The 24339-nt window shown below is 65.0% G+C and carries 21 protein-coding genes; 11 read left to right on the top strand and 10 right to left on the bottom strand.

Features of this window, described 5'->3' with window-relative positions; genetic code table 11:
• Nucleotides 1-299: 299 nt before the first annotated feature.
• A complete protein-coding gene (locus G3N92_RS05325; protein WP_206126432.1) occupies nt 300-1208 on the bottom strand; it encodes a LysR substrate-binding domain-containing protein in 909 nt (302 codons plus the stop codon).
• Between the two features lie 164 nt (nt 1209-1372).
• Here G3N92_RS05325 and G3N92_RS05330 point away from each other — a divergent pair, with 164 nt between their 5' ends.
• Nucleotides 1373-2458 carry a tartrate dehydrogenase gene (locus tag G3N92_RS05330; RefSeq protein WP_206126411.1) on the top strand — a complete coding sequence of 362 codons (1086 nt, stop codon included), beginning with the start codon at nt 1373-1375 and terminating at the stop codon, nt 2456-2458.
• Between the two features lie 436 nt (nt 2459-2894).
• On the opposite strand, the gene G3N92_RS05335 is transcribed toward G3N92_RS05330, so the two are convergent.
• Both G3N92_RS05335 and G3N92_RS05340 read right to left on the bottom strand, forming a co-directional pair.
• Complete coding sequence (locus G3N92_RS05335) at nt 2895-3374, bottom strand: nuclear transport factor 2 family protein (RefSeq protein WP_206126412.1); 480 nt, start codon at nt 3372-3374, stop codon at nt 2895-2897.
• Nucleotides 3375-3497: 123 nt separating this feature from the next.
• Nucleotides 3498-4142, bottom strand: a complete 645-nt coding sequence (locus G3N92_RS05340; RefSeq protein ID WP_206126413.1) for a TetR/AcrR family transcriptional regulator — start codon at nt 4140-4142, stop codon at nt 3498-3500.
• Between the two features lie 139 nt (nt 4143-4281).
• Between G3N92_RS05340 and G3N92_RS05345 the strand changes: the two genes are divergently transcribed.
• Nucleotides 4282-4908 carry a YceI family protein gene (locus G3N92_RS05345; RefSeq protein WP_241014602.1) on the top strand — a complete coding sequence of 209 codons (627 nt, stop codon included), beginning with the start codon at nt 4282-4284 and terminating at the stop codon, nt 4906-4908.
• A gap of 117 nt (nt 4909-5025) precedes the next feature.
• On the top strand, nt 5026-5664 hold the full coding sequence (locus G3N92_RS05350; RefSeq protein WP_206126415.1) for a GNAT family N-acetyltransferase: 639 nt from the start codon (nt 5026-5028) through the stop codon (nt 5662-5664).
• Between the two features lie 90 nt (nt 5665-5754).
• Here the strand turns inward: G3N92_RS05350 and tdh are convergent, their stop codons facing one another.
• The gene (gene tdh, locus G3N92_RS05355; protein WP_206126416.1) at nt 5755-6783 is read right to left on the bottom strand and encodes an L-threonine 3-dehydrogenase; all 1029 of its coding nucleotides are present in this window, start codon (nt 6781-6783) and stop codon (nt 5755-5757) included.
• A gap of 12 nt (nt 6784-6795) precedes the next feature.
• Nucleotides 6796-7995, bottom strand: coding sequence for a glycine C-acetyltransferase (locus G3N92_RS05360; RefSeq protein WP_206126417.1), 1200 nt, complete (start codon nt 7993-7995; stop codon nt 6796-6798).
• Nucleotides 7996-8156: 161 nt separating this feature from the next.
• Between G3N92_RS05360 and G3N92_RS05365 the strand changes: the two genes are divergently transcribed.
• The 3 genes from G3N92_RS05365 (at nt 8157) to G3N92_RS05375 (ending at nt 10358) form a co-directional block, all read left to right on the top strand.
• On the top strand, nt 8157-8762 hold the full coding sequence (locus G3N92_RS05365) for an XRE family transcriptional regulator (protein ID WP_206126418.1): 606 nt from the start codon (nt 8157-8159) through the stop codon (nt 8760-8762).
• A gap of 82 nt (nt 8763-8844) precedes the next feature.
• Nucleotides 8845-9231: a DUF2471 family protein gene (locus tag G3N92_RS05370; RefSeq protein WP_206126419.1), complete on the top strand. Its 387-nt coding sequence runs from the start codon at nt 8845-8847 to the stop codon at nt 9229-9231.
• Between the two features lie 83 nt (nt 9232-9314).
• On the top strand, nt 9315-10358 hold the full coding sequence (locus G3N92_RS05375) for a tyrosine-type recombinase/integrase (RefSeq protein WP_206126420.1): 1044 nt from the start codon (nt 9315-9317) through the stop codon (nt 10356-10358).
• A gap of 65 nt (nt 10359-10423) precedes the next feature.
• Here the strand turns inward: G3N92_RS05375 and G3N92_RS05380 are convergent, their stop codons facing one another.
• The gene (locus tag G3N92_RS05380; protein ID WP_206126421.1) at nt 10424-11626 is read right to left on the bottom strand and encodes a DNA-binding protein; all 1203 of its coding nucleotides are present in this window, start codon (nt 11624-11626) and stop codon (nt 10424-10426) included.
• A gap of 2337 nt (nt 11627-13963) precedes the next feature.
• Between G3N92_RS05380 and G3N92_RS05385 the strand changes: the two genes are divergently transcribed.
• Complete coding sequence (locus tag G3N92_RS05385; RefSeq protein ID WP_206126422.1) at nt 13964-15352, top strand: replication initiation protein; 1389 nt, start codon at nt 13964-13966, stop codon at nt 15350-15352.
• A 216-nt stretch (nt 15353-15568) separates the two neighbouring features.
• Here G3N92_RS05385 and G3N92_RS05390 read toward each other — a convergent pair whose 3' ends face one another.
• Both G3N92_RS05390 and parA read right to left on the bottom strand, forming a co-directional pair.
• Nucleotides 15569-16621, bottom strand: a complete 1053-nt coding sequence (locus G3N92_RS05390) for a ParB/RepB/Spo0J family partition protein (protein WP_206126423.1) — start codon at nt 16619-16621, stop codon at nt 15569-15571.
• Nucleotides 16622-16645: 24 nt separating this feature from the next.
• Nucleotides 16646-17308 carry a ParA family partition ATPase gene (gene parA / locus G3N92_RS05395; RefSeq protein ID WP_206126424.1) on the bottom strand — a complete coding sequence of 221 codons (663 nt, stop codon included), beginning with the start codon at nt 17306-17308 and terminating at the stop codon, nt 16646-16648.
• Between the two features lie 253 nt (nt 17309-17561).
• Between parA and arsC the strand changes: the two genes are divergently transcribed.
• Both arsC and G3N92_RS05405 read left to right on the top strand, forming a co-directional pair.
• On the top strand, nt 17562-17915 hold the full coding sequence (arsC, locus tag G3N92_RS05400) for an arsenate reductase (glutaredoxin) (RefSeq protein WP_206126425.1): 354 nt from the start codon (nt 17562-17564) through the stop codon (nt 17913-17915).
• A gap of 359 nt (nt 17916-18274) precedes the next feature.
• Nucleotides 18275-18829 (top strand): NAD(P)H-dependent oxidoreductase, encoded by a 555-nt coding sequence (locus G3N92_RS05405; RefSeq protein WP_206126426.1) that lies wholly within the window; start codon nt 18275-18277, stop codon nt 18827-18829.
• A 92-nt stretch (nt 18830-18921) separates the two neighbouring features.
• On the opposite strand, the gene G3N92_RS05410 is transcribed toward G3N92_RS05405, so the two are convergent.
• Both G3N92_RS05410 and G3N92_RS05415 read right to left on the bottom strand, forming a co-directional pair.
• Complete coding sequence (locus G3N92_RS05410) at nt 18922-21213, bottom strand: hybrid sensor histidine kinase/response regulator (protein ID WP_206126427.1); 2292 nt, start codon at nt 21211-21213, stop codon at nt 18922-18924.
• Nucleotides 21214-21358: 145 nt separating this feature from the next.
• Complete coding sequence (locus G3N92_RS05415) at nt 21359-22252, bottom strand: alpha/beta fold hydrolase (RefSeq protein WP_206126428.1); 894 nt, start codon at nt 22250-22252, stop codon at nt 21359-21361.
• Nucleotides 22253-22562: 310 nt separating this feature from the next.
• Here G3N92_RS05415 and G3N92_RS05420 point away from each other — a divergent pair, with 310 nt between their 5' ends.
• Together G3N92_RS05420 and hpnD are read left to right on the top strand one after the other, a co-directional pair.
• Nucleotides 22563-22895, top strand: a complete 333-nt coding sequence (locus G3N92_RS05420; RefSeq protein ID WP_206126429.1) for a hypothetical protein — start codon at nt 22563-22565, stop codon at nt 22893-22895.
• 187 nt (nt 22896-23082) lie between these two features.
• On the top strand, nt 23083-23931 hold the full coding sequence (hpnD, locus tag G3N92_RS05425) for a presqualene diphosphate synthase HpnD (RefSeq protein ID WP_206126430.1): 849 nt from the start codon (nt 23083-23085) through the stop codon (nt 23929-23931).
• Nucleotides 23932-24339: the final 408 nt, after the last annotated feature.

A 24339-nucleotide genomic window follows, 5' to 3' on the forward strand; every position in this document is an offset into this window, starting at 1 on the left:
GCGCCTGTGCGGCGATTTGCGTGCGCGCGCAACGGTGAGTGCGCTCACCGTTTTCCCGGCACGCATCGCCGGCGCACTGTGCGGCGATGTGCGTTGCACGCTTGCCAGAAGGGCTTTTCAGCCAGGATGGCGGGTCGCACCGGTGGATCGCGATGCGTTGCGGTGAGTGCGCACGTTCACGGCGACGCACGCCGCGACGGCCATGCCACACAGCTCCCGAAAAACCTCACCGTTACGCATGAATCGGTGTGCGAGGGTGACGCGTTTGCCAAGCCGTTCATCACCGCTTGCGTGTCGGGTCAGGCCTCCGCACTCCAGCTCGCGAACGCTTCCGTCAGGAAATCCACGCACACGCGCACCTTCGCCGACGTCGCCAGCCGCGCCGGATACACGGCCCACACATTGGCCGGCTGCGTGACGTCCGGCAACACGCGCTTCAGCGCGCCGCTGTCGAGCAGCGGCCCCGCTTCCCAGATCGAGCGCAGCACGATGCCGCGCCCGGCCAGCGCCCATTGCACGGCCACCTCGCCGTGATTGGTCGACAGCGCGCCGCCCACCTTCACCGAACTGGTTTCACCGCGCTGCGTGAGCCGCCACACGCCGAACGGGTGATCGCGCTCCTTGATCGCGAGGCACTGATGCGCACCGAGATCGGCGATCTGGCGCGGCGCGCCATGGCGCGCGAGGTAATCGGGCGACGCGCACAGCACGCGGTAATTCGACGCGAGCCGTTTCGCGATCAGGTGTTCCGCGATCTCGTCGCCGATCCGCACGTCGAGATCGAAACGCTCGGCGGCCACGTCCACGAGCCGGTCGAACAGATCGAGCCGCACGTTGATCTGCGGATAGCGTTCGCTGAAATCGAGCAGCGCCGGCGCGAGCACGTGCCGCCCGAAGCCGAAGCTGCTCGACATGCGCAGCGTGCCGCGCGGCACCGTGCGCGTGATGGAAACGTCCTCGACCAGGTGATCGACATCGTCGAGAATCTTCTCGGCCCAGGCCACCACGCGCTCGCCCGAATCGGTCACGGCCACGCGCCGCGTGGAGCGGTGCAGCAGCCGCGTGCCGAGCTGGGTTTCGAGCAGTGCGATGCGCTTGCTGACATAAGCGGGCGAGACGCCCAGTTGCTCGGCCGCCGCGCTGAAGCTCGCGACGCGCACGACCACGCTGAACACGCGCAGGTCGTCGAGATTGGGCGCCTTGGTCACGGGATTGTTCACGAAGTGTGTAAAGTCGTTTAACCGGAACTCGATTCTAATCCCTAACGGAATCAATAGAATGCAGGCATGCGGTGCGCGGCGCAGCCAGTTGTCGCGCACTTTTTCGCCCGATTGCACCGGGCTGCGAACGATCAGGACAGGAGGCGCTGGCGATGAGCGAGAAGGTCTACAAGATTGCGGTGATCCCGGGCGACGGCATTGGCCGCGAAGTCATGCCGGAAGGCATCCGCGCGCTGGATGCGGTTACTCAGCGGTTCGGCATCCGTTTCGAGGCCACCCATATCGATTGGGCGAGCTGCGATTACTACGCACAGCACGGCCAGATGATGCCGGACGACTGGAAGGCCCAGTTGTCGGGCATGGATGCGCTGCTGTTCGGCGCGGTGGGCTGGCCCGACACGGTGCCCGATCACATCTCGCTGTGGGGCTCGCTGCTGAAGTTCCGCCGCGAATTCGACCAGTACATCAACCTGCGCCCGGCGCGCCTGTTCGATGGCGTGCCGAGCCCGCTCGCGAACCGCAAGCCCGGCGACATCGATTTCATGATCGTGCGCGAGAACACCGAAGGCGAATATTCGTCGGTGGGCGGCACGATGTTCGAGGGCACGGATCGCGAATTCGTCTCGCAGCAGGCCGTGTTCACGCGCACCGGCACCGAGCGCGTGCTGAAGTTCGCGTTCGAGCTGGCGCAAACGCGCGCCAAGCAGCTGACGGTGGCGACCAAGAGCAACGGCATCGCGATCAGCATGCCGTGGTGGGATGCGCGCGCCGCCGAAATGGCGGAGCGCTATCCCGAGATCAAGTGGGACAAGCAGCACATCGACATCCTCTGCGCGCGCTTCGTGCTGAACCCGGACCGCTTCGACGTGGTGGTGGCGTCGAACCTGTTCGGCGACATCCTGTCCGACCTCGGCCCGGCCTGCACGGGCACGATCGGCATCGCGCCGTCGGGCAACCTGAACCCGGATCGCAAGTTCCCGTCGCTGTTCGAGCCGGTGCACGGCTCGGCGCCCGACATCGCGGGCCGCAACATCGCCAACCCGATCGCGATGATCTGGTCGGCGGCGATGATGATCGACTTCCTGGGCCACGGCGCCGGCGTCGAACGCGAGGCGCACGACGCGATCCTCGCCGCGATCGAGCACGTGCTCAAGCACGGCCCGCGCACGGGCGATCTGGGCGGCAAGGCCAGCACGCAGGAAGTGGGCGAAGCGGTGATCGCGCAATTGCTGGCGTGATGGGCTGACGCGTTTCGTATCGCGTATCCCGTTTCACGCTTCATGTTTCACGCGCACTGAAAAGGGCGAATCGTTTTGCAACGATTCGCCCTTTTTTCATGGGGTTTCGCGGTGTGCGAAAGCGAGCGGTGAAGCGCGGCGCCATGCGGCCCGCACCACTCGCGCGCTCCCGAAAAGCCTCACCTCAAGCGCCGCTAGCCCCCGAATTCCCTCACCTTGAAACGATGCAACGGGGCATTCGCGCGATTCACGGTGAGCTGCGCCGCCGAGAATCGCTAACTGTTGACGGTGCGCGCGGCGCGAAAGGTGAAGTACATCATCACGCAACGCGCACCGCCATTGCTTGCGCGCGCATCGACCAGCAAGTCGTTAGTTGCGCTGAACGTGTCGCCTTGAAATGCGTTCCGGTGAGCAGCCGGCAACACGCCCTCGCACCTTACAAACCGAGATCGGACAGGCTCGCGTGATCATCGGGGCGGCGGCCGAGCGGCCAGTGGAACAGGCGATCCTGTTCGCGGATCGGCAGATCGTTGATGCTGGCGTGGCGGTGCGCCATCAGGCCGTTCTCGTCGAATTCCCAGTTTTCGTTGCCATACGAGCGGAACCAGTTGCCCGCGTCGTCGTGCCATTCGTAGGCGAAGCGCACCGCGATGCGGTTGCCGTCGAACGCCCACAGCTCCTTGATCAGGCGATAGTCGAGCTCGCGCGCCCATTTGCGCGTGAGCAGGCCGACGATCGCCTCGCGGCCCGTGACGAATTCGGCGCGGTTGCGCCACTTGCTGTCGCGCGTATAGGCGAGCGACACGCGCTGCGGATCGCGCGTGTTCCAGCCGTCTTCGGCGGCGCGCACTTTCTGAATGGCGGTTTCGCGCGTGAACGGCGGCACCGGCGGACGAACTTCGCTGACTTCGGACATCGCTTGCTCCTGGTTTCGTGGGACTGCGTTTTAGTAAGGATTACCAATAGACTGCCGCGCGACCGGCGGCAGTTGTTCCTGCCTTGCCGCCGGTATCCGGTGCGGCAAGGCCTCTGCATCACATCATCCGGCCGCGCGCGCCTCGAACGCGTCGAGCAGCACGCCGCCGGCCGCCCGTGCATCGCGCGACGCCGCGGCCTCGCCACTGACGAGCGCCACGCCGATCGCGCCGTCGATCAGCACGAGCCACTGGCGCGCCAGCGGCGGCGCGGCGCTCGCCGCCACGCCGTTCGCTTCCGCGTAGGCCTCGCACGTTTCCTGCACGAACGCGAGCAGGCGTTCCTTGTGATAGCGCGCCACGCCGCGAATCGGATCCTCGACGTCGCCGATCTCGCCGGCCGCGTTGAGAAACGCGCAGCCGTGAAAGTTCGGCTGCTCGAACCATTCGTGCAGCACGTCGAACATCGCCAGCAACTGCGCGCGGGGCGTGCCGCCGCGCCGCTGCGTGCCGCCGATGAACCAGGCCATCCAGCGATCGTCGCGCCGCGCCAGCGCCGCCGCCACCAGCGCTTCCTTCGATTCGAAATGCGTGTAGAAGCTCTTGCGCGCCGCGCCCGAGCGCTTGACGATGGCGTCCACGCCGGTGGCGTGAATGCCGCCCGCGTACACCAGTTGCTCGGCCGCCTCGAGCAGCCGCTCGCGCGCGCCGCCCGATTGCGCATCGGCGTCTTGAGGAACCGCTGAGGATCGTCGTGTCGTATCGTTCATACCGCCTAAGGTAGAACGATCATTCTCCTTTGTCAAGCGAGGCGGCTCGCGCTATGGTGCGCGGACACTTCAAGGAGACGGCATGGCTTGGCAACCCGGCACGCGCAGGCGTGCGCTGAAAGGCATCTTGGCCGGCGCGATGGCGCTGACGGCGGCGGCCTGCACGCCGGTGGCGGTGCTCACGCATCACGTGTCGACCGACGTGGCGAACGTGCCGCCCGGCCGCTACACGCTCGACCCGCACCACTGGAGCGTCGGCTTCGACGTCTCGCACTTCGGCTATTCGCGCTTCACGATGCGCTTCGACAAGGCCAGCGCCGTGCTCGACTGGCGCGCGGGCGGCCCGGCCGCGAGCCAGGTGTCGGCCACGATCGACGCCGCCAGCCTCGACACCAACGTCGCCGCGCTCGACGCCATCGTGAAGGGCGGCAGCGCGCTCGACGTCGCGCGCTATCCGGCGATCCGCTTCGAGAGCACGGGCTGGACGCCCACTGGCGATCACACCGGCAAGCTGAGCGGCAACCTGACGATCCGCGGCACCACGCAGCCGGTCACGCTCGACGCCACCTTCAACGGCTACGGCCGCAACCCGCTGACCAAGGCGCCCACGCTCGGCTTCTCGGCGAGCGGCAGCTTCAGCCGCTCGGCGTTCGGCATTCCGACCTGGTACCCGGCCGTCGGCGACGACGTGCGCGTGCGGATCGAGGCGGAATTCGAAAGCCTGCCGGCGGACGTGCAAGACAGCGCGAAAAGCCCCGCCCAGTAAGGCGTTCAGGCGCGGCGGCGAAGCGTTTTCCGCCGCCGCGTTTACGACATTTTTTCTTGATCGCCGCGCCCGCGCGTTCCTACACTGCGAACCATCGATCCCGGTTCAGGAAACGCCATGTCGACGCCCCGCCTCGCCCCCGTTCCGTCCACCGCCCGGCCCGCCGGCTACGTGCCGACGCCGCACGATCGCATCGTGCTGCGGCGGTTCGATCCGGCGCGCGACGGCTACGACACGCTGACCGACCTGCTGCATCGCGCGTTCGCGCGGCTCGGCGCGATGGGGTTGAACTGCCCGTGCGTCGACCAGCCGGCCTCGGCCACGCGGCAGCGCGCGATGGCGGGCACCTGCTTCGTCGCGATCTGCCGCGGCCACATCGTCGCGACCATGACGCTGCACGACCGCGACGCCGCCGCCAGCAACGATCTCTACCGATCCTGCGACGTCGCGAGCCTGCGCCAGTTCGGCGTCGATCCGGTCTGGCAGGGGCGCGGCGTGGGCCGCGCGCTGGTGGCGTTCGCGCTGCGCTGGGCCGCCTCGCGCGGCCATGCGCGGCTCGCGCTCGACACGCCGTACCCGGCCTCGCATCTGATCGCGTTCTACCGCGGCCTCGGCTTCGAGATCGCCGATATCGTCCGCTTCGCGGGGCGCGGCTACGACAGCGCGCTGCTGTGCCGGCCCACCGCGTTGCCGATCGCACTGCAGGATGCGGGGCCGCGCGTCGTGACCGTCACGTCGTGCCAGCGGCGCGGTTGAACCGACCGGCAAAATTCCGTGCGGCCATGAAAAATGCCGGTGCAATCGATGCACCGGCATTTTTTCCAGCAGGCGCCTGCTACGCACCGATCACACCGTCCAGTCGAGAATCACCTTGCCGCTCTCGCCCGACAGCATCGCCGCGAAGGCCGTCTCGAAATCGTCCACGGCGTAGCGGTGCGTGAGAATCGGCGAAAGATCGAGCCCGCTTTGCAGCATCGCGACCATCTTGTACCAGGTCTCGAACATCTCGCGGCCGTAGATCCCCTTGATTTCCAGGCCCTTGAAGATCACCTGGTTCCAGTCGATCGCCGTCTGCGCGGGCGGAATGCCGAGCAGCGCCACCTTGCCGCCGTGATTCATCGCGTCGAGCAGGCTCGTGAACGCGCTCGGCACGCCCGACATCTCCAGGCCCACGTCGAAGCCTTCCGTCATGTGCAGGTCGTGCATCACGTCGCGCAGCGATTCGCGCGACACGTTCACGGCGCGCGTCGCGCCCATCTTGCGCGCGAGGCCGAGCCGGTAATCGTTGACGTCGGTGATCACCACATTGCGCGCGCCCACGTGTCTGGCGATCGCCACGGCCATGATGCCGATCGGCCCCGCGCCCGTGATCAGCACGTCCTCGCCCACCAGGTTGAACGACAGCGCAGTGTGCGTGGCATTGCCGAACGGGTCGAAGATCGCGGCCAGATCGTCGGAAATCTCGGGCGGGATCTTGAACGCGTTGAACGCCGGAATCGCCAGATATTCGGCGAACGCGCCTTCGCGGTTCACGCCCACGCCCACCGTGTTGCGGCACAGATGCCGCCGCCCGGCGCGGCAATTGCGGCAGAAACCGCAGGTGATGTGCCCTTCGCCCGACACGCGATCGCCGATCTCGAAGCCGCGCACCTCCTGCCCCATCTCGACGATCTCGCCCACGTATTCGTGGCCCACGTGCATCGGCACGGGGATCGTCTTCTGCGCCCAGTCGTCCCACTTCCAGATATGGATGTCGGTGCCGCAGATCGCCGTGCGGCGGATCTTGATCAGCACGTCGTTGTGGCCGACCTCGGGCTTCTTCACGTCGGTCATCCGCAGGCCCGGGCCGCGTTCGAGTTTCGCCAGCGCTTTCATGGTTCGTTCTCCTCAGATCACGCCGAGCGTCTTGCCCACGCGCACGAACGCGTCGACGGCGCGGTCGATCTGTTCCAGCGAATGCGCCGCGCTCATCTGCGTGCGGATCCGGGCGCGGCCGCGCGGCACCACCGGGAACGAGAAGCCGATCACGTAGATGCCTTCGGCCAGCAGCGCATCGGCCATGCGCGTGGCCACCTGCGCGTCGCCGAGCATCACGGGGATGATCGGATGTTCGCCCGGCACCAGCGTGAAGCCCGCGTCGCTCATGCGCTGACGGAAATGCGCGCCGTTCTCGCGCACGCGCGTGCGCAGCCGTGCGCCTTCGCTGCTGGCAAGCAGTTCGAGCACGGCCAGCGACGCCTCGGCGATGCTCGGCGCGAGCGTGTTCGAGAACAGGTACGGGCGCGAGCGCTGGCGCAGCAGCTCGACGATCTCGCGGCGTGCCGACACGTAGCCGCCCGATGCGCCGCCCAGCGCCTTGCCGAGCGTGCCGGTGACGATGTCGACGCGATCGGCCACGCCGCAATGCTCGGGCGTGCCGCGGCCCTGTTCGCCGATGAAGCCCACTGCGTGCGAATCGTCGACCATCACCAGCGCGCCGTAGCGGTCGGCCAGGTCGCACACGCCCTTCAGGTCGGCGATGATGCCGTCCATCGAGAACACGCCGTCGGTCGCGATCAGCTTGAAGCGCGCGCCGGCCGCGTCGGCCTCCATCAGCTTCGCTTCGAGATCCTGAAGATCGTTGTTCTTGTAGCGGAAGCGCTTGGCTTTCGACAGACGCACGCCGTCGATGATGCTGGCGTGATTGAGCTCGTCGCTGATGATCGCGTCGTCCTCGCCGAGCAGCGTTTCGAACAGGCCGCCGTTCGCGTCGAAGCAACTCGAATAGAGAATCGTGTCTTCCGTGCCGAGGAACGCGGACAACGCGGCCTCCAGTTGCTTGTGCACCGTCTGCGTGCCGCAGATGAAGCGCACCGACGCCATCCCGAAGCCGTCGCGCTCGAGGCCCGCGCGCGCGGCCGCCACCAGGCGCGGATCGTTGGCGAGGCCGAGATAGTTGTTCGCGCAGAAATTCAGCACACCGGCGCCGCCGGCCAGCTTCACGTCGGCCGCCTGCGGGCTGGCGATCTCGCGCTCGGTCTTGTAGAAACCGTCCGCGCGGATCTGATCGATTGTCCCGCGCACGTGGGCGAGGAAGGCATCACGCATCTGTTCGCTCCTGAATGGGTCGTGGCGCGCGGCGCCACCGCTCGTGGCGGCCGCCGCACGGCCTGCTACTGTTATAGTCGCCCGTTGGGTTTATCGTATTTTTCCTGTATTTCGAACACGAGTTCGAGATATCGAACGGACTCTAAGCGAACGGAATTCAAATGGCAAGTTCTTCCGGCACGCGCCGTGCGCCGCCGCTTGCGGCCGGCGACGCCGCCACGCCGCCGCGCGTGGGCGAGACGATCCAGCGGCTGCGCAACGAGCGCAAGCTGACGCTCGACGACCTGTCGCGCGCAGCCGGCGTGTCGAAATCGATGCTGTCGGAAATCGAGCGCGACAAGGCCAACCCGACCATCGCCGTGGCCTGGCGCCTGACCAACGCGCTCGGCATCAGCCTCGACGAACTGTTCGCGCCGCCGAAATCGCCGGAGACGATCCGCGTGGACGGCCAGCACGACATTCCGACGCTGGCCGGCCACGATGGTCAATATCAGTTGCGCGTGTGGGGCCCGATCGAGCTGGCCGGGCGTTTCGAGTGGTACGAACTGACGCTGCCGGCCGGCGGCGCGCTGGTGTCCAACGCCCACGAGCCCGGCACGCGCGAGCATCTGACGGTCCTGGCCGGGTCGGTCGAGATCGAGGCCGGCAGCCACGCGCGCCGGCTCAAGACGGGCGAAACCGCGCGCTACGCGGCCGACGCGCCGCACGCGATCCGCAACGCCGGCCGCGGCGAGGCCAAAGCCCTGCTGATCGTGATCCATCGCTGAAATCCCGCGCCGCTCCTGTCGTATCCGGCAGTTGCGCAATGTACTGTATGTTTGTACAGTACATGCTCACGAGGGAGCCGCTATGACCGAACAGGACCTGGCCGCGCTCAGCTTCAAGGCTGCGGCGCAAGATATGGAGATGATCGTCCGCGCGATCGCCACGCGCTACATCCGGCTGGAAGTGCCGCTGACCTGGCGGCTGCTGCACGCCATCGAGGCGGAGGCGCTGGCCGATCTCGGTTTTGCCGCTCGGCACGACCCCTTCATCCGCTGTCTGTTCGAACGGCCGGCGGATTTCGAATTCCCCGAAACCGACGATCCCATCGACGTCGCGCAATCCAATGCGCTGCCGGCGGTGCTGTCCTACGCCGTGGCGGCGTTCGAGGCCTCGTTGCGGCAGCCGCTGCTCGGCCCGGCCGATCCGGTGCCGACCTCGCGCCCGCGGCGCGTGCGGATCTGGGGCGGCTGAAGCCGCGCGGCCGGAGCGGAGTGCCCCTGGATATTCACGGCGCGATGCACTACGCTCATTTAGCAACTAACGGATTTATAAACATGTCTCTCCCAACATCGTCCCCTGCCGGAACGCACGCGAGCGCCGAACGCGATCTGTTCGACGGCAGCGAGGCGGACTGGGTCGCCCAACCGGATGCGTCGTTCGACGCCTGGCTGGCCACGCAGGATTTCCGGCGCTCGTCGGCCGATGTCTATCGCGCGCAATGGGGTGCATTCCTGACCTGGCTCGGCGAGCGGCAGCAAACGCTGGCCACCGTCGATACGCAGGCAATCGCTCATTTCGTCGGCGAGTTGCCGATCAAGAAAACGCAACGGGTCCGTTATTTACGGCTGATCGAGCGCGTGCTCGATCACGTGCGGCGCAACGAATTCGGTTCGACCAACCCGGCGCGCTTCATCGCTCAGGATGGCGAAGCCACCTGGCGCCGCGCACGCGACAACGAACCCACCAGTTTCCTGCTGCCGTCCGAACGCGCGGCCCTGCTCGCCTATCTGTTTTCGCCGTTGCCGTCGGCCGGCATGTCGCAATGGAAAGAGCGCCGCGACCGGGCGCTGATTGCGGCCTTTCTGGGCGGCGGACTGAAAACCGGCGAAGCGCGCGCAATTACGATTAGTTGCATTCGTACGGGCGAACCCACGGTGCGGATTCCGTCGGCGCATCCCGATTTCGAGCGGGAAACGCATCTGTCCTCGTTCGCGATCGCGCTGTTCGACGCCTGGCTGGCCGAACGCCGCCGGTGCGATATTCCCGGCGAACTGGTGTTTCCGTCGTCGCTCGCCGGCGGGCCGATGCACAAGGCCACGATGTTGCGCGCCGTGGACGCGATCATCGAAGCCGCCGACATCGCCACGTCGCGCGTCGAACGCGCCAGCCCGCAAACGCTGCGCAACACGTTCGCGGCCGAGCTCTTCGAAAACGGCGTCGAGCCGGAACGCGTCGGCCATTGGCTCGGCTTCATGCAGCCTGTGTCGGCGAATCGCCTTCATCGCGCGTGGCGAACTTGGCGAGAAAATCTCGAAAAAACGCCGAACAGCGCAGGCGAATTGGAGGAGCCTTCGGCCGAGAGCCTGCGTCTGGCCTGAAGCCGTGAACGGTCAGATCCTGCAAAAACTCACCGTTCAGCTCCCGTTTTCCCTCACCTTTCGCGTTACGGCGCGTCTCGGCCAGCCCGTCGTTTGAACTGTGCGACGGCTTCGAAGCGCGAAGCACAGTCGCCCGACGTGTGGTCGCACTCGGGGCACAGTAATTCGAAGCCGTCCGATGTGCTCGACAGTTCCGGTTCGCCTTCTTCGCACTTCGGGCAGTGCCCCGGCACGCGGACATGCGCGTCGAGCGAGGCGCCGATCGCGGCATACGCCGTCGTATCGAGCTGGCCGGCATCGGCCAGGCGCTGCAACAGCACCGCGATTTCGGACGGTACGCCCTGTGCCGCCCGCAACGTTTCGATTTCTCGCGTAGCCGCGCTCAACTCGTCGCCCTGGCTGCGCAGTTGTTCGTCGAGCCGATCCGCCCGCGCCTTTGCCGCGCTCAACTGCTGCAGGAATTCGAATTCCTTGCGATTCACATCGCGCAATCCCGCCTGATACGTGCCGGCCATGCTCCGCAGCGAATCGAGCTCGACCAGCATCGGCTTGACGCGGCGCTCGGCTTCAGCCACTGCGTCCTTGATCTGCTGCGCGTAATGTTCGGTGCTTTGGCGCGATTCGACGTGCAAAGCGTCGATTCTTTCTCTCAATGACGCATTGTGTTGCTGCTCGGCTTCGAAACGCCGGTTCAGCAATTCGTTTTCGCTCTCGAGCCGCTGGGTCAGCGCTTGCAACGAATCTTGATGCGCGGCGCCGTGCGTCGACGCGGTGGCGCGATCGATTTCGGCTTCGGTGAGTTTCATCTGCAGTTGTTCCGCACGGTTCTCGCTGCGCGCCAGCGCCGCTTCGAGTGTTTCGTGACGGATTTGCGCGTCGCGTACCTGCTGCGCGGCAGCCGCAATTTCGTTGTTGGCCGCCAGCCGTTCTTCGTCGAGCGCCGTTCGTGCCTCGCTCAACGCCGCTTCGTATAGTGCGCCGAGCAGTTCTCCGGCTTTGCCCTCCAGCGATTTCGGCAATGCGCTGCCCTCGAGCCGCACTTTCGATGCTGACCGGATCCTTTCCCAGAAAAAATCGATGTCTTTCGGAATGTCGCTGGCGCTGCCTGTTTGGGTCAGGTCGCGAACATTGGCGGCCGATGGCCGAATGCCCAGATCGAAAAAGAGGCGCTTGCAGGCATGCAGGGAGAGATCTTGGCGGCGAGCGCCGCCGGTGCGCATGGTGTCGAGTTCGTCGCGAATCGATTGGCGAATGTCGTCGAGGGTCATCGTGGAAGCGGTGCAGAAGCTTTGAACGTAGCAATCATAACGAAACACGTATCGATTGATACTAATTCGCTGTAAATACCACAGCGTGACTGCACAGCGCCGTTTGAGGTGCTCCACAGACGCTGTGAACCTGTCGGTCTCATGCAAATCCGTGAAACAAATCGAAGAATCGAGGCTAAGCCGTTGTTTTTATAGACCTAAGCTGTGTTCTCAAAATATTTGGGGATGTTTCACACAGCGAAGGTGGGAAAGAGGGAATGTTTCAGAGAACTCGCGGGGCGCTAGTAGAGAGTAATAGAAGTAAACACCCTTGAAACCCTTGTTAAAAACGTTAACGCCACCGCACAGCCTTGCTGGTAAAGGGATTCCGGGCGATCAGGTGAAGCTTTACGGGATGCATGGTGATCCTTTCCGGGACGCGAAGTGATGGAGTTCGGGGGCGAGCGTGAGTGCTTGCGGGAAAGATCGTGAGCGGATTCAGGAGCACAGCATTTTTGGCCTGATACCAAAGGTGAAGCTTTTCGGGAGGCCGTTCCCTGGCGATCCCGCATGGTGCCTGAATCGCGCGTTTCTGTGGCGTAAACCCATAGGTGAGGCTTTGCGGGGGGCTGGCCGACGGCGATTTCCGGCCTCGATTTGCCCATTTATTGGGCATAGGTGAGGTTTCTCGGGAGCTGCCGGCCAGGTGACGTGAGCTTTTACGGGAAAAAATACCGTTTTAAGGGGGCTTGGGCGCCTGCACAGGCTTGAGGTGAGGTTTTTCGGGAGCCAATGCCTGCAATTTCAGCGCCAGCCGGGCCACAGGTGAGAGATTTCGGGATCGGGCAGGAAGCCGTCAAAAAATGGCTGAGGTGAGATTTTTCGGGACCATTTCACAGGCCAAAAAACGCATAAGGTGAGGCTTTTCGGGAGCAGTGGGCATCCACTTAGCCGTAAACCCGCGCCGATACAGGGATTTGCGCCGCGATTTTTGCTGGCAATTTCGTGACGGGTGAGATTTTTCGGGAGACTCCGGTTGCGGTTCGGATCGCGAGGATTGGCGTTGAGGTGAGTGTTTCCGGGATCTTTGGGAAATCGCTGCTGCATTGCGAAGGCATATCTAAGTATATGAAAACAATGAATTTTCTATTGTGATTGCCGGTTGAGGTGAGATTTTTCGGGACGCGCTAAAAGCGCTTCGGTGATCGACCGGTTTGGTCAAAGGTGAGGCTTTTCAGGATCGGGCGAGCTGTGAGGCCCCGTATGTCGGTGCTTTCGCTCAAATGCCTCGGTTCACCGGTGATTCCTGAAAGGTGAGGTTTTTCGGGAGGCGTTGTGCGGATGCGGCAGAAGATGCGTGCTCCGTGAGCTTGCGAGGCTGTGGACAACCCTTGCTGGCAGGGCGTTTGGCCGATTTCCGGAAGCGTTCGGCCGGTTTGGCGCGGCACGGGGAATCGACGTCGAATGCCGTAGCGTTACGCGGGGCTGTGGGTGCGTGTTCGCGTCTGTGCCGGAGCGATACCGATCGGTGAGGTTGACGAGGCGCTGAGTGCTCCCCGGGGGACACGGCGAGGCTCACAGACGCAAATGATGTTCGAGAAGCGTTACGGGGCCGTATGGCGGCCCGATGAGGGGCGGCGCACCCCTGGGCCTTCGCATATGGCGCGCAGCGGCCGATGGGGCTCGTCGTGCGGTAGCGAAGGTGCATCCGTTGCCACGCACAGGAACGGTGAGCCGAGCAGGCCTCGACGGTGAACCGGAGCGGTGCTTGTCTGTGCGGTGCTTGCGATCCGTGGAACCGCAGTGCCGGTGTTGTGCCTGGACGGTGAGCTTGCTGCGGTGCTGCCGGGCACCATGAAGCGCCGCACGCGTCGTGGCGCCTGCCGGGGCGGGGCCGCTTGCTGATCGAGCGCTGGCCGCGGCACCGACGATCGCTGTGCCGCCGCCTCGATCCGCGGAACCACGGCCGGCGCGGCGAGCCTGTGCCCACAGCACAGCGCAGTCCCTGGCTTGTCCGACACAGCGGCCCGTTTGCGTCGATTTATCCCGCGGCAGCCCCGGTTTCCTGTGCAGAATTTTTCCCGGATGTCCACGAGAAAATTTTTAAGGTGAGGGAATCCGGGAGGGCTCTCGACGGCTTCGGATCGGTGCGGCTATCATGCGCGTCCGCGTCACCCGCGACAGCAAAGGTGAGACGCGCGCCGTCGGCTTTTCCACCGGTGAGCTTTTGCAGGAATTCGCTTGGGGTGAGGCGATACGAATCGTGCAACTTCACCCCCTAAGGTGAGGTGAGGCGTGTAGACGCCTATCACCACAGTCGCTATCCTTGCGGGAAACTTACCCTGTCCGATCCGAAGCATGGCCACGACCACCAAGCGCGCGAAGAAAACCGATGTCGATGTGGTGAACGCCAGCTCCGCCGAGTTGCGAAAGGCGGTCGAGGCGATCGCCATCCAGCCCAAGAGCGGCAAGATCACGCTGCTGACGCGCAAGCTGTTCAACGTGCTGCTCGCCGTTGCCCAGCAAGCCGACGATTCCGGCGACACGTATCGGGCCCTGCTGTCCGATATCGTCGCGAACTCCGCCTTCGATTCCAACGACACGGCGCTCGTCAAGGAGCACCTGCGTCGCATGGTGTCGGTTCAGGTCGAGTGGAGCACCGGCACGTCGAGCCAGAAGCCTGGCCGTAAATGGGGCATTTCGACGCTGATCGCCGATGCCGAAATTCTCGAGGATCCGGCCACGCGCCGGGTCTGGGTGGAATTCTCGTTCGCACCGAAGATCAAGAAGAAACTGCTCGACCCGGTGCAGTACGCCCGCCTGAGCCTGCAGTTCCAGAGCCAGTTGCGCAGCAGCGCAGGCTTGGCGCTGTACGAGATCTGCGTGCGTTACCTCACGAACCCGAGCCATCTGACGATGCGCGAGCCGTGGGAATGGTGGCGCCCGATCCTGTCGGGTACGCCCGACACGGAGGCCGGCGACGAGGCGAAGCGCGAGTACAAGTATTTCAAGCGCGACTATCTGCGTCCGGCGATCGCCGAAGTCAACGCCGTCACGAACATCTTCGTCGAGTTGATCGAACATCGCGAAGGTCGGCGCGTGGCCGAAATCCAGTTCCGCGTGTCCGAGCGCAAGCAGCCAATGCTGGCGCTCGACGAGCATCCGAACGTGTTCGACAGCACGCTCGTCGACCGCATGGTCAAGCTCGGCATCCCGTTGAAGGAAGCACAAACGCTTTACGCCGACAGCGAGGAAAACCGGATTCGCGCGGCGCTGCAGATGACCGAGCAACGCATGCGCAGCACGACGCTGCCGCCGGTGCGCAGCGCCGGCGCCCTGTTCAAGGACGCGTTGAAGAAGGGCTACGCCCCGCCGGTCGCCGAACCCGACGCGCTGCCGGGCACGACCACTGCAGCGGGCAAGCTCACGTCGGTGGGCGGCGGCGCAGGTTCGACCGACGATCCGAAGGCGCGACTGCGCGGCGAATACGATGCGTACCGCCGCAAGGAAGCGAAGGCGCTGTACGAGGAACAAGGCGACGACGCACGCGATCTCGCGCGCAACTCGTTCGAAACCGATGTGCTGCCGGCGCTCGGCTCGCACCTGCGCGACGACTGGCGCCGCCGTGGCCTCGAATCGAAGCTCGTCGAAACGGCGTTCTTCGATTGGCTCGCGCTCAAGACCTGGGGCGAGCCGACCGACGGCGATCTGTTGGCGTTCACGTTGAGCCATTCGCGCGCGGCCTGATTGCACCGCAACGCGTAACGAAACAGACCAAGGCCGAGCCCTGCGAACAGCGGGCTCGGCCTTTGTGTTTGTGCGATGTCCGTTGCCAGGGTCTTGCCGTGGCGCGCTCCTCTTCCCTGCGGCACAAAGAAAAACACCCCGAAATCCGATTGGACTTCGGGGTGCGGATACTGGCGTGCCGGCTGGCCGACGCTGAATAGCGACGGCCGGGCTGGCTCAGCCGAGCAGCATCTTTTCGAGTTGCTGCAGGATTTCGTCGCGCTTTTCGCGTGACAGCCCACGCAGACGCAGTTCGAGCCGATCTTCGCCGTAGGACTTCAGGTCGCCGACCGTCGAGCCGTTCATCTTGATTTCGTGGCGTTGCGCGTAACGTTGCCGGCCGGCCGGCTTCGTATTTTCCTGCGCGTTCGCCCTGCCCTTCACGATGTCCGCCACCTGACGCGTGCTCAGATCGTCGGACAGGATCTTGTTGATCAATCGCAGCGTCGCGTCGGTGCCGCGCGCCGTGTGATAACGGCCAACCTGGTACGCCATGTTCGAACCGAAACGATCGGTGCGCGCGACCATCTCCTGCATCACGGCTTCCGGCAGCTTGCCGATCGAGAGCGCGACGGCAATCGTCGATTCGTCGATGCCGAGATGCTCGGCCAATTCCTTCTGGCTCTGGAAATGGCTTTCCTCGATGAAGCGCCGCCAGACCACCGCGTTGTCGAACACCGTCTGCGAATCGCGTTGGACGTTCAGATCGTAGCCGAGCTTGTAGCTCTCGATGCCGATCGGGAGATCGATCACGATCGCCTTCACCGAATCCTTGTTCGCTTCCTTCAATGCGCGAACGCGGCGGCCGCCGTCGCTGACGAAGAACGTGCCCGGATTGTCGTAATCGGGGATCACGTGGATCGCCTGCTGTTGCCCCTGCTTCGCGAGATTGACGGCCAATTCGGCAATCGACGACTTCAGATAGAAGTGGCGCGGATTGAACGGGCTGGCCTTGATCGCCTTCAGCGGCAGCTCGATGATCTGGCCGGGCTGGTAGCGGTTCTCGCTGCGCCATGCGTGATATTGCGCGGACTCGTCGGTCGGCGCTTCGGTTGCCGGCGTTTCAACGATCGTGACGGGGATGTTCTTCTTCGGCGCCTTGGCCGGCGCGGGCGTGTCGGACTTCACCAGCCCGTCGATCGCATTGAGCCGATCGAGCGCCGTGCGCTTCTCGCTGGTGGTCGTGTCGGGGCGCGCCTGGAAGCCTTTGGCAAATTGGGAGGGTTTCATTCAGGATCCTTTATGCGCATAAACTCAGGGCAGCATGGCGACGATTTCGTCGGCACATGCGCGAATTTCTGCTGCGGCAAGTCGTGCGCCACGGTCGTTCATCTGCAGGACAGTCTGCCCCAGCGCCATCGCCTGCTTGTAGGCTTCGCGCGTCGGGATCTGGGTCTTCAACAACGGGAAGCCCAACTCTTCGATTGCACGCTTAAGCTCCCGCGTCAGCATGCGCTTCTCTTCCGTCTTGTTCAGCAGGAATACCGCGCGCAGGTCTTCATTCATGACCTGCGCTTGCTGGATCAGTTTGACGAGGCCTACGCTCGACCAGTAATCGGCCGGCGATGATGAGGTCGGAATCACGGCTACCGTGGCTGCCAGCAGCACGACGCCCGATACCTTTTCGGTGATTGATGGCGGGCAGTCGACCACGATGATGTCGTAGTCGTTGATGAACTTCTTGATCTCGCGATGGATCTGGCCACCGGCTTCCGCGAGGTTGACGACCGGAAACGGAATGCCGTTGTCGCTCTCCCCTGCTGCGCTCGACCAGTGGACGAGCGTATTTTGACCGTCGGCATCGACGACGAGGACGCGCTTGCCCTTCTCATGGAATGCCGCGCCGAGGTGCATGGCGATGGTGCTTTTACCCACACCGCCCTTCTGCTGAGTGACCGCAATGATTTCGGCTGCCAATTTTCACTCCTGTTTTGGTCGTCGAAATTTTACCCGATGAATTTCTTATTTCAATCATTAAGTGTGAGGCGGCTCAAGATTTAGCCATTCGGCCGAGGTTTATGCGCATAAAGGTGGCCAGCTCGGCCGTCTGTTCGCTCGGCGTTCGCCGTCGCGCTGACAGAAAGCCTGCCGGTTTATGCGCATAAACTCCCGCCACCGTCGCGTCGCTACAATAGACGCCCTCTCTGCTTTTCCTAGTGAGCCCACCCGAATGATCACGATCTACCACAACCCGCGTTGCTCGAAATCCCGCGAAACGCTGGCACTGCTCGACACCTTGAACAAGACCGGCGAGGCCGTACAGGTTGTGGAATACCTGAAGACGCCGCCGACCGTCGCCGAATTGAAGACGCTGCACGCACAACTTGGCCGTCCGCTGCTCGACATGGTTCGCGACAACGAAGCGCCGTTCAAGGATCTTGGGCTTGGTGAAGATGGGGTTAGCGATGCTGCGATTTACCAGGCGATTGCCGCTCACCCGATCCTCCTGCAACGCCCTATCGTCGTGCGCGATGGCAAGGCTGCGATTGGCCGCCCCCCGGAATCGGTTGCCGCGTTGTTTTAATAATCCTTATCAATATTGAATCAGGACGGCGATGCGCCAGCGATGGCTGGCGTGCGGCGTTGCATCCTCACACCTTCCCTTCCCCATTTTTCGAGCGATTTCCCGCCGCATTTCACCGTCAAACTTGTGCGCTATGCTGTCCCGGCGCAAGGGATTACGGTCGCACTGGACAGCCTGGGACGTAACTCCGCACATGCGTAGCCCAAGAGTTATCCACAGTTTCTGTGGGTAACCTTGTGGAAAGCCGGCCCCGATCGCCCGCGGGTCAGGACTTGCGCTGGCGTGCCCACCGCCGGGCCATCGCCGCGCATTCGCGAACGAATCCGGCCGGATTCTCAAACGAACGGAAGGAGAACGTGATGACTTATCGAATTGCCGTGGTCGTCGGCAGCCTGCGACGCGAATCGTTCAACCGGGCGCTCGCGAAGGCCGTGATCTCGCTGGCCCCGGACGACTTCTCGTTCGAGTTCGCCGACATTGGCGCGCTTGCCCTCTACAGCCAGGATCACGATGCGGCGTTCCCCGCCGAAGCCACCGCGTTCAAGCAGCAGATCGAAGCGGCGCAGGGTTTGCTGTTCGTCACGCCCGAATACAACCGCTCGATTCCGGGCGTGTTGAAGAATGCGCTCGATTGGGGCTCGCGGCCGTGGGGGCACAACTCGTGGAGCGGCAAGCCGGGGGCGATACTCGGCACGTCGCCGGGCGCGGCCGGCACGGCGCTGGCGCAGCAGCACCTGCGCAACGTGCTCGCCTATCTCGATGTCGCGACGCTCGGTCAGCCCGAGATGTTCATCAAGCACGACACGAGCCGAATCGATGCGGACGGAACGATCGTCAACGACGACACGCGCAAATTCCTGCAGGCGTTCGTCGATCGCTACGTGGCGTGGGTACGCCGTCACGCGAGCGTTTGAGCCGCCAAGGGGGCGCTCGCGACGCGGGCGCCGACGGCACGCGCAAGCCGGCCTTGGCACCCGCGCACTGCATCGCGCGGTGGCACGCAAGCTCAAGCCCGCGCCGCCGCCTTGCGCGCGTCGCGCGCTTGCCGAATGCCGCGCAGCAGTTCGTCGAGCAAGCCGATATCGAACGGCTTCGACAGCACGCGCGCGCTGACGCGCCGCGTGCGATCCAACTCTTCCGCATAGCCGGTCACGAGGATCACGGGCAGCGTGCCCGGGCGACGCTCGATCGCTTCGGCGAGATCGATGCCGTTGAGCTTGCCCGGCATGTGGATGTCGGAGATCACGAGATCGAACGGGCGCGCGTCGTCGTCGGGATCGGCGGGCGCGTTGATCAGCGCGAGCGCGTCGTCGGCGTTCGCCGCGTAGGTGATGCGGTGGCCGAGCAGGCTCAATAGCGCTTCGGTGCCGGCCGCCACGTCGCCGTTGTCCTCGACCAGCAGGATCCGCAGGCCTTCGTTCGGCGCTTCGGCGTTGGGGACGGCCTCTTCGAGCGCCGCCGGCGCGGCGGCCGGGACGCGGTCGCTTTCGCCCGCACGCGGCAGATACAGCCGCACCGTCGTGCCCTCCCCCACCTCGCTGTCGATCGTCGCGATGCCGCCCGAGCGCTCGCAGAACGCGAACACCTGCGGCAACCCGAGCCCCGTGCCCATGCCCTTCGCCTTGGTGGTGAACAGCGGCTCGAACGCGTGCGCGAGCACCTCGGGCGCCATGCCGTTGCCGGTGTCCGTAAGCGCGATCTGCACGAAATCGCCGGTCAGCGGAAAGCGATCCTCGCGGCGGAACGTGATGTTCTGCGCGGCGATCGTGAAGCGCCCGCCGGTTGGCATCGCGTCGCGCGCATTGACCGAGAGGTTGATCACCGCGAGTTCGAGTTCGGCGATGTCGACGCGAATCGGCCAGACGCCGGGCGGCATCTCGACGATCAGCGCCGATTTCGAACCGAGCGAGGTTTTCAGCAATTCGCGGCACGACGAGCCGAGCCATTGCGGCACGTCGATCGTCTCGCTGCGCAGCGGCTGCTTGCGCGCGACGCCGAGCAATTGCCGCGTCAGCGACTGGCCGTTCTTCAGCGCACGCTCGATGGCCGTCAGCTCGGTGTCGATCAGCGCCGTGCCGCGCAGCCGGACGATCTGGATGTTGCTCGAGATGATCATCAACAGATTGTTGAAATCGTGCGCGACGCTGCCCACCAGGTTGCCGAGCGCTTCCATCTTGCGCGACTGGCGGTAGGCGGATTCGATCGAGCGCCGCATCGATGCTTCGGCCTGCCAACGATCCCACGCTTGTTCCTCGACGCGCAGCCGCTTCAGCGACAGCCAGATCACGCACCACAACGCCAGCGACGGCGCGAACATCGAGATGAACAGCACGCTCAGATGTTCGTACCACGCGCTCCAGATCGCCGAGGTGCGATACGCGCAAGTCACGTAGACGGGATACGAGCCCACCTGCCGGTACGCGACGATCTCGTTCGAGCCGTCTTCGTGTTCGACGCGGATGATGCCCGAGCGCGGGTTGCGGGCGTCGGCGTTGACGAACGGCGCGTCGTGTTCGTCGAGCTTTTCGTCGCCGGTGTCGGGCGGCGGCGGATACGAGGCCAGCACCGAGCCGTCGCTGCGCGTGAGCGCCATCGACATCGGCGATTTGTCGCCGCCGAGCAGGTCGCGGTAGAACGCGTTGAAGTATGAGGATTTCAGCGCGATCGACACCATGCCTGCGAAGCTGCCGTCGCTGTGACGGCGCGGCACGCCGGTGTTGAAGACGAGGCTCGGGGTGGTCGAGCGCAGCGGGCCGTGCATCGGCCGCGAGATGTGCTCGATCACCTTGCCGTCGCGCACGCCGATGAAATCGTCGCGGTTCGCGATCGACGCGTGCGGCGCCGGGTAATAGAGGCTGTTGGCGAGCAGCATGCCGCTCGCGCCGAAGATCGACACGGCCGCCACCTGCGGGTAGCCGCCGCCGATCGTGTTGAGCGTGTCGTGGATGTCGGCTTCGGCGTTGCGGATGGCCGGATCGTCGAGATCCTGCACCAGATCGACGATGCGCGCGTCGAGCGTTTCGGTCAGGTCGAACACCTTCAGCGCGTGTTCCTCGGCGACGCGCACCGTGCGCATCGTCACGTCGCGCGCGGTGGCTTCGCGCGCGCGCAGATCGTTGTACGCCATCACGGCCACGTAGACGCAGGGCAGCACGATCGCCGCGGCGAGCAGGATGATCAGCGTGATGCGGCGGACCGCGAAATCCTGCTCGGGCGCGCCGCTCGAAAACGACGCGTCCTCGTCCTGCCAATCGGCGGCGGGCGAGGAGCGTGTGGCGTCGGGCCGGTCGGGCGTCATGATGATGGGAACCGCTGCGTGTGATGGCCTTTATCGAATGATCGCCATCATAAACGAGTCGCGGGCCGCGTCCTGCGATTCCGGGCGCGCGGGCGCGATCTGCGTGGCGCGCGTGCCGCGCTCGGTTTGCTTGGCGTGTCGGGCTTCAGGCGGCCGCGTCGCGCGCAATGGCTGCCAGCCGGTCGGCCAGCGCCTGCGGCTGCGACAGGAACGGCGAATGGCTGCTGTCGAAGCGGTGCACGCGGGTCGGGCGATCGGGCGTGAACGCGTCGGCTTCGGCGATGAAGCGCTGCTGGAGCGCCGGCAGGATCACGCGATCCTGCGAGCAGGCGATGTAGTGGCGCTCGATCGCGCCCCAGCGCGCCGGCGTGGTGACGATCGGCGTGGCGAACGGCGCGGCCGGCACGTCGCACGACAGCAGGCGCACCGCGGCGCGGCACGTGGCGTCGTCGACGTCGGCGAACAACGCTTCCTTGAGACGGGCCTGATAAGCCGGGTCGCGGCTGGCTGGATTCATGCGCAGCGCGCCGACCGTGCGCGGGCTGGCGCACATCAGCGATGCCAGCATCTCGCCGCGGTTTTCAGGCGCGCGGACGTAATCGAGGCCGTCCACACCCGAAGCCGGCATGAACGCGGCCAGGTAGACGATCGCCGCGATGCGCTCGGGCGCTTGCTCGGCCGCCGCCGTGATCGCCAGCCCGCCCATGCTGTGCCCTACCAGCACGACGCGCTCGTGGCCAAGCGCGCAGGCGCGGTCGATCGTGTCGAGGATGTGATCGGTGTAGGCGTCGAGCGTCACGGCCGCGACCGGAGAGGGCTCCTGAGCAAACGCATCGAGGTCCGTCCCGCCGAATGACTCCGGGTAGCAGGCACTCACTCCATGCGCAGGAAGATCGCGCGCGAGGCTGGCGTGACCGTGTGCCGCGAGCGCTGCGGCGACGCGTTCGTAAGCCCACGCGCCGTGCCAGGCGCCGTGCACCAGCACGAACGGCAGGCGGGTTTCGTCACGGGATGCGCGGTGCGGATCGGAACCGTTCAAGGGGTGTCTCCTCGTTTGAGATGGGGCGGGTCATGCCTCGCCCGAGAGGCGATTGTCGATGCGATTGCCGGTTCCCGCCAGCACCGCCAATCTAAGTGTGAATGCTCACTAACTTCAAGGAAGCTCGCCGCCAGACAACGCGCGACGCCGTTTCCCATCTCGAAAATCGGCGAATGTCGGGCATCCAGATAACAAACAGCTTTCATTTTCATGAAACTGTTTCCTCAACGCCACAGAATGGCATGCTGCCTATTCCATTCCGGCCACATCTCGCGCTAATTTTCGGAGTCCCCCTTCATGAAGCCGCGTCATGAATACCGACTACTTCTTTTACCGCCGCCCCGAGACGCCCGGTCCGTATTCGCTCGACGACCTCGGTGACACCACGCCGTCGATCGCGGCGGCCGATGCGATCCGCGACGGCATCGGGCTCGTGATCAACGGGCTGGCCTGGCGCGAATCGGAAGCGGTGCCCGGCGCGTGGTTCGGCGAAGGCGGCGCGACCTTCCAGTTCACCGCCGATCTCGACGGCCAGGTCACGAGTTTCATCGGCTCGCGCCTCGATCGCCGTCAGGTGCTGCAACTGGCGCGCGCGATGGGTTTGATCGCCCTCGATCTGCAACGCGACATGGTGTTCGCGTAAGCGGCCGGGCCCGCGCCGGGCCAGCGGCAGCGGGTGTCAAACATTGCTATACTTCCCGCCATTTCCGGCTATCCACCGGTCAATCAAGCCTGTCTGCGCGCATCGTTCGCGCATCTAGCACGCAACTCCATCCCCATCGGGCATGGCTACTTCCATCGCCCGCGAGGGCGTCTTAGCGGAGCCTGTCTTGGCCGTTTCCAATCTAGCCGTGGACGAAACCCAAACCGACGCCGCTGCCGTCTCATCGGGCAGCTCCTTCTATCGCGCGATGCGTATCCTGCCGGCCGCGCAGCGCGAGGCCATGTTCCAGGTTTATGCGTTCTGCCGCGCCGTCGACGACATCGCCGATGAAGGCGGCCCGCGCGACGTTCGCGCGGCCGGCCTCGACCGCTGGCGCGCCGACATCGACGCCTGCTTCGCCGGCACGCCGCGCGCCTCGCTCGTGCCGCTGACGCGCGAAATCGGCACGTTCGGCCTGAAGCGCGAGGATTTCCACGACATGATCGACGGCATGGCGATGGACGCCGCCGAAGATATCTGCGCGCCCGACGAGGCCACGCTCGATCTGTATTGCGACCGCGTCGCGAGCTCGGCCGGCCGCCTGTCGGTGAGGATTTTCGGGATGCAGGAAGCGCCGGGCATCGAGCTGGCGCACCATCTTGGCCGCGCGCTGCAACTGACCAACATCCTGCGCGACATCGACGAAGACGCCGGCATCAACCGCTGCTACCTGCCGCGCGAGCTGCTCGAACGCGAAGGCATTCCCGTCACCGATCCGAAATCGATCGCCGCGCACCCGGCCCTGCCGCGCGTGTGCGCGACGCTGGCCGAGCGCGCCGCCGCGCATTTCGCGCGCGCCGACCGGATCATGGACGGCGCGCCGCGCGTGCAGGTGCGCGCGCCGCGCATCATGTCGGGCGCCTACCGCTGCATCCTCGAAGCCGCGCTCGCGCGGGGCTTCGTCGCGCCGCGCACGCCGGTGCGCAAGCCGCGCCTGCGGATGATGCTGATCGTGTTGCGCTACGCGCTTTTCTGATCCGATAGCATGCTGCCACCGGGCGATCGGCGGATCGCCCGACGCTTCGGCGGCGATGCTCAATGTAAGTACCCGCTTTACCGGAATGTCGCGCTGCTTGTGCTGTGTCGGGCGCGCATCCGGGGTTCCCGCGGAACCTGAAACGCCCGGTCCTGCGCTTGTGCGGGCCGGATTCGCTGTTCGCGGGCGACGGAGCCGCCGCCCTGCCCGCGTCGATCGACGGCGCGTGCCGCCGAGCCGTACCGCACGCACCGCATGACAAAGAGGGACCGATGAACGATCTCACCGACTCGACCACGCCGGACGACGCGCAACCCAACCGCGCCGTGCCGCCCGCCACCGGGGATCTGCACGCGAAGCCGGCCGAAGTCGCGGCCGCCACGCCGTCCGTTGACGCCGTGCCGGTCG

It is taken from the genome of Burkholderia sp. Ac-20379 (assembly GCF_017104645.1).
Classification (GTDB): Bacteria; Pseudomonadota; Gammaproteobacteria; order Burkholderiales; family Burkholderiaceae; genus Burkholderia.

Coding starts and splice junctions, on each gene's coding strand:
- G3N92_RS05350 (WP_206126415.1), top strand. CDS start 5,026: ATGTCGACGCCCCGCCTCGCCCCCGTTCCGTCCACCGCCCGGCCCGCC.
- G3N92_RS05410 (WP_206126427.1), bottom strand. CDS start 21,213: ATGACGCCCGACCGGCCCGACGCCACACGCTCCTCGCCCGCCGCCGAT.
- G3N92_RS05370 (WP_206126419.1), top strand. CDS start 8,845: ATGACCGAACAGGACCTGGCCGCGCTCAGCTTCAAGGCTGCGGCGCAA.
- tdh (WP_206126416.1), bottom strand. CDS start 6,783: ATGAAAGCGCTGGCGAAACTCGAACGCGGCCCGGGCCTGCGGATGACC.
- G3N92_RS05365 (WP_206126418.1), top strand. CDS start 8,157: ATGGCAAGTTCTTCCGGCACGCGCCGTGCGCCGCCGCTTGCGGCCGGC.
- G3N92_RS05385 (WP_206126422.1), top strand. CDS start 13,964: ATGGCCACGACCACCAAGCGCGCGAAGAAAACCGATGTCGATGTGGTG.
- G3N92_RS05360 (WP_206126417.1), bottom strand. CDS start 7,995: ATGCGTGATGCCTTCCTCGCCCACGTGCGCGGGACAATCGATCAGATC.
- G3N92_RS05340 (WP_206126413.1), bottom strand. CDS start 4,142: ATGAACGATACGACACGACGATCCTCAGCGGTTCCTCAAGACGCCGAT.
- G3N92_RS05330 (WP_206126411.1), top strand. CDS start 1,373: ATGAGCGAGAAGGTCTACAAGATTGCGGTGATCCCGGGCGACGGCATT.
- G3N92_RS05420 (WP_206126429.1), top strand. CDS start 22,563: ATGAATACCGACTACTTCTTTTACCGCCGCCCCGAGACGCCCGGTCCG.
- G3N92_RS05405 (WP_206126426.1), top strand. CDS start 18,275: ATGACTTATCGAATTGCCGTGGTCGTCGGCAGCCTGCGACGCGAATCG.
- G3N92_RS05335 (WP_206126412.1), bottom strand. CDS start 3,374: ATGTCCGAAGTCAGCGAAGTTCGTCCGCCGGTGCCGCCGTTCACGCGC.
- arsC (WP_206126425.1), top strand. CDS start 17,562: ATGATCACGATCTACCACAACCCGCGTTGCTCGAAATCCCGCGAAACG.
- G3N92_RS05380 (WP_206126421.1), bottom strand. CDS start 11,626: ATGACCCTCGACGACATTCGCCAATCGATTCGCGACGAACTCGACACC.
- G3N92_RS05345 (WP_241014602.1), top strand. CDS start 4,282: ATGGCGCTGACGGCGGCGGCCTGCACGCCGGTGGCGGTGCTCACGCAT.
- G3N92_RS05375 (WP_206126420.1), top strand. CDS start 9,315: ATGTCTCTCCCAACATCGTCCCCTGCCGGAACGCACGCGAGCGCCGAA.
- G3N92_RS05390 (WP_206126423.1), bottom strand. CDS start 16,621: ATGAAACCCTCCCAATTTGCCAAAGGCTTCCAGGCGCGCCCCGACACG.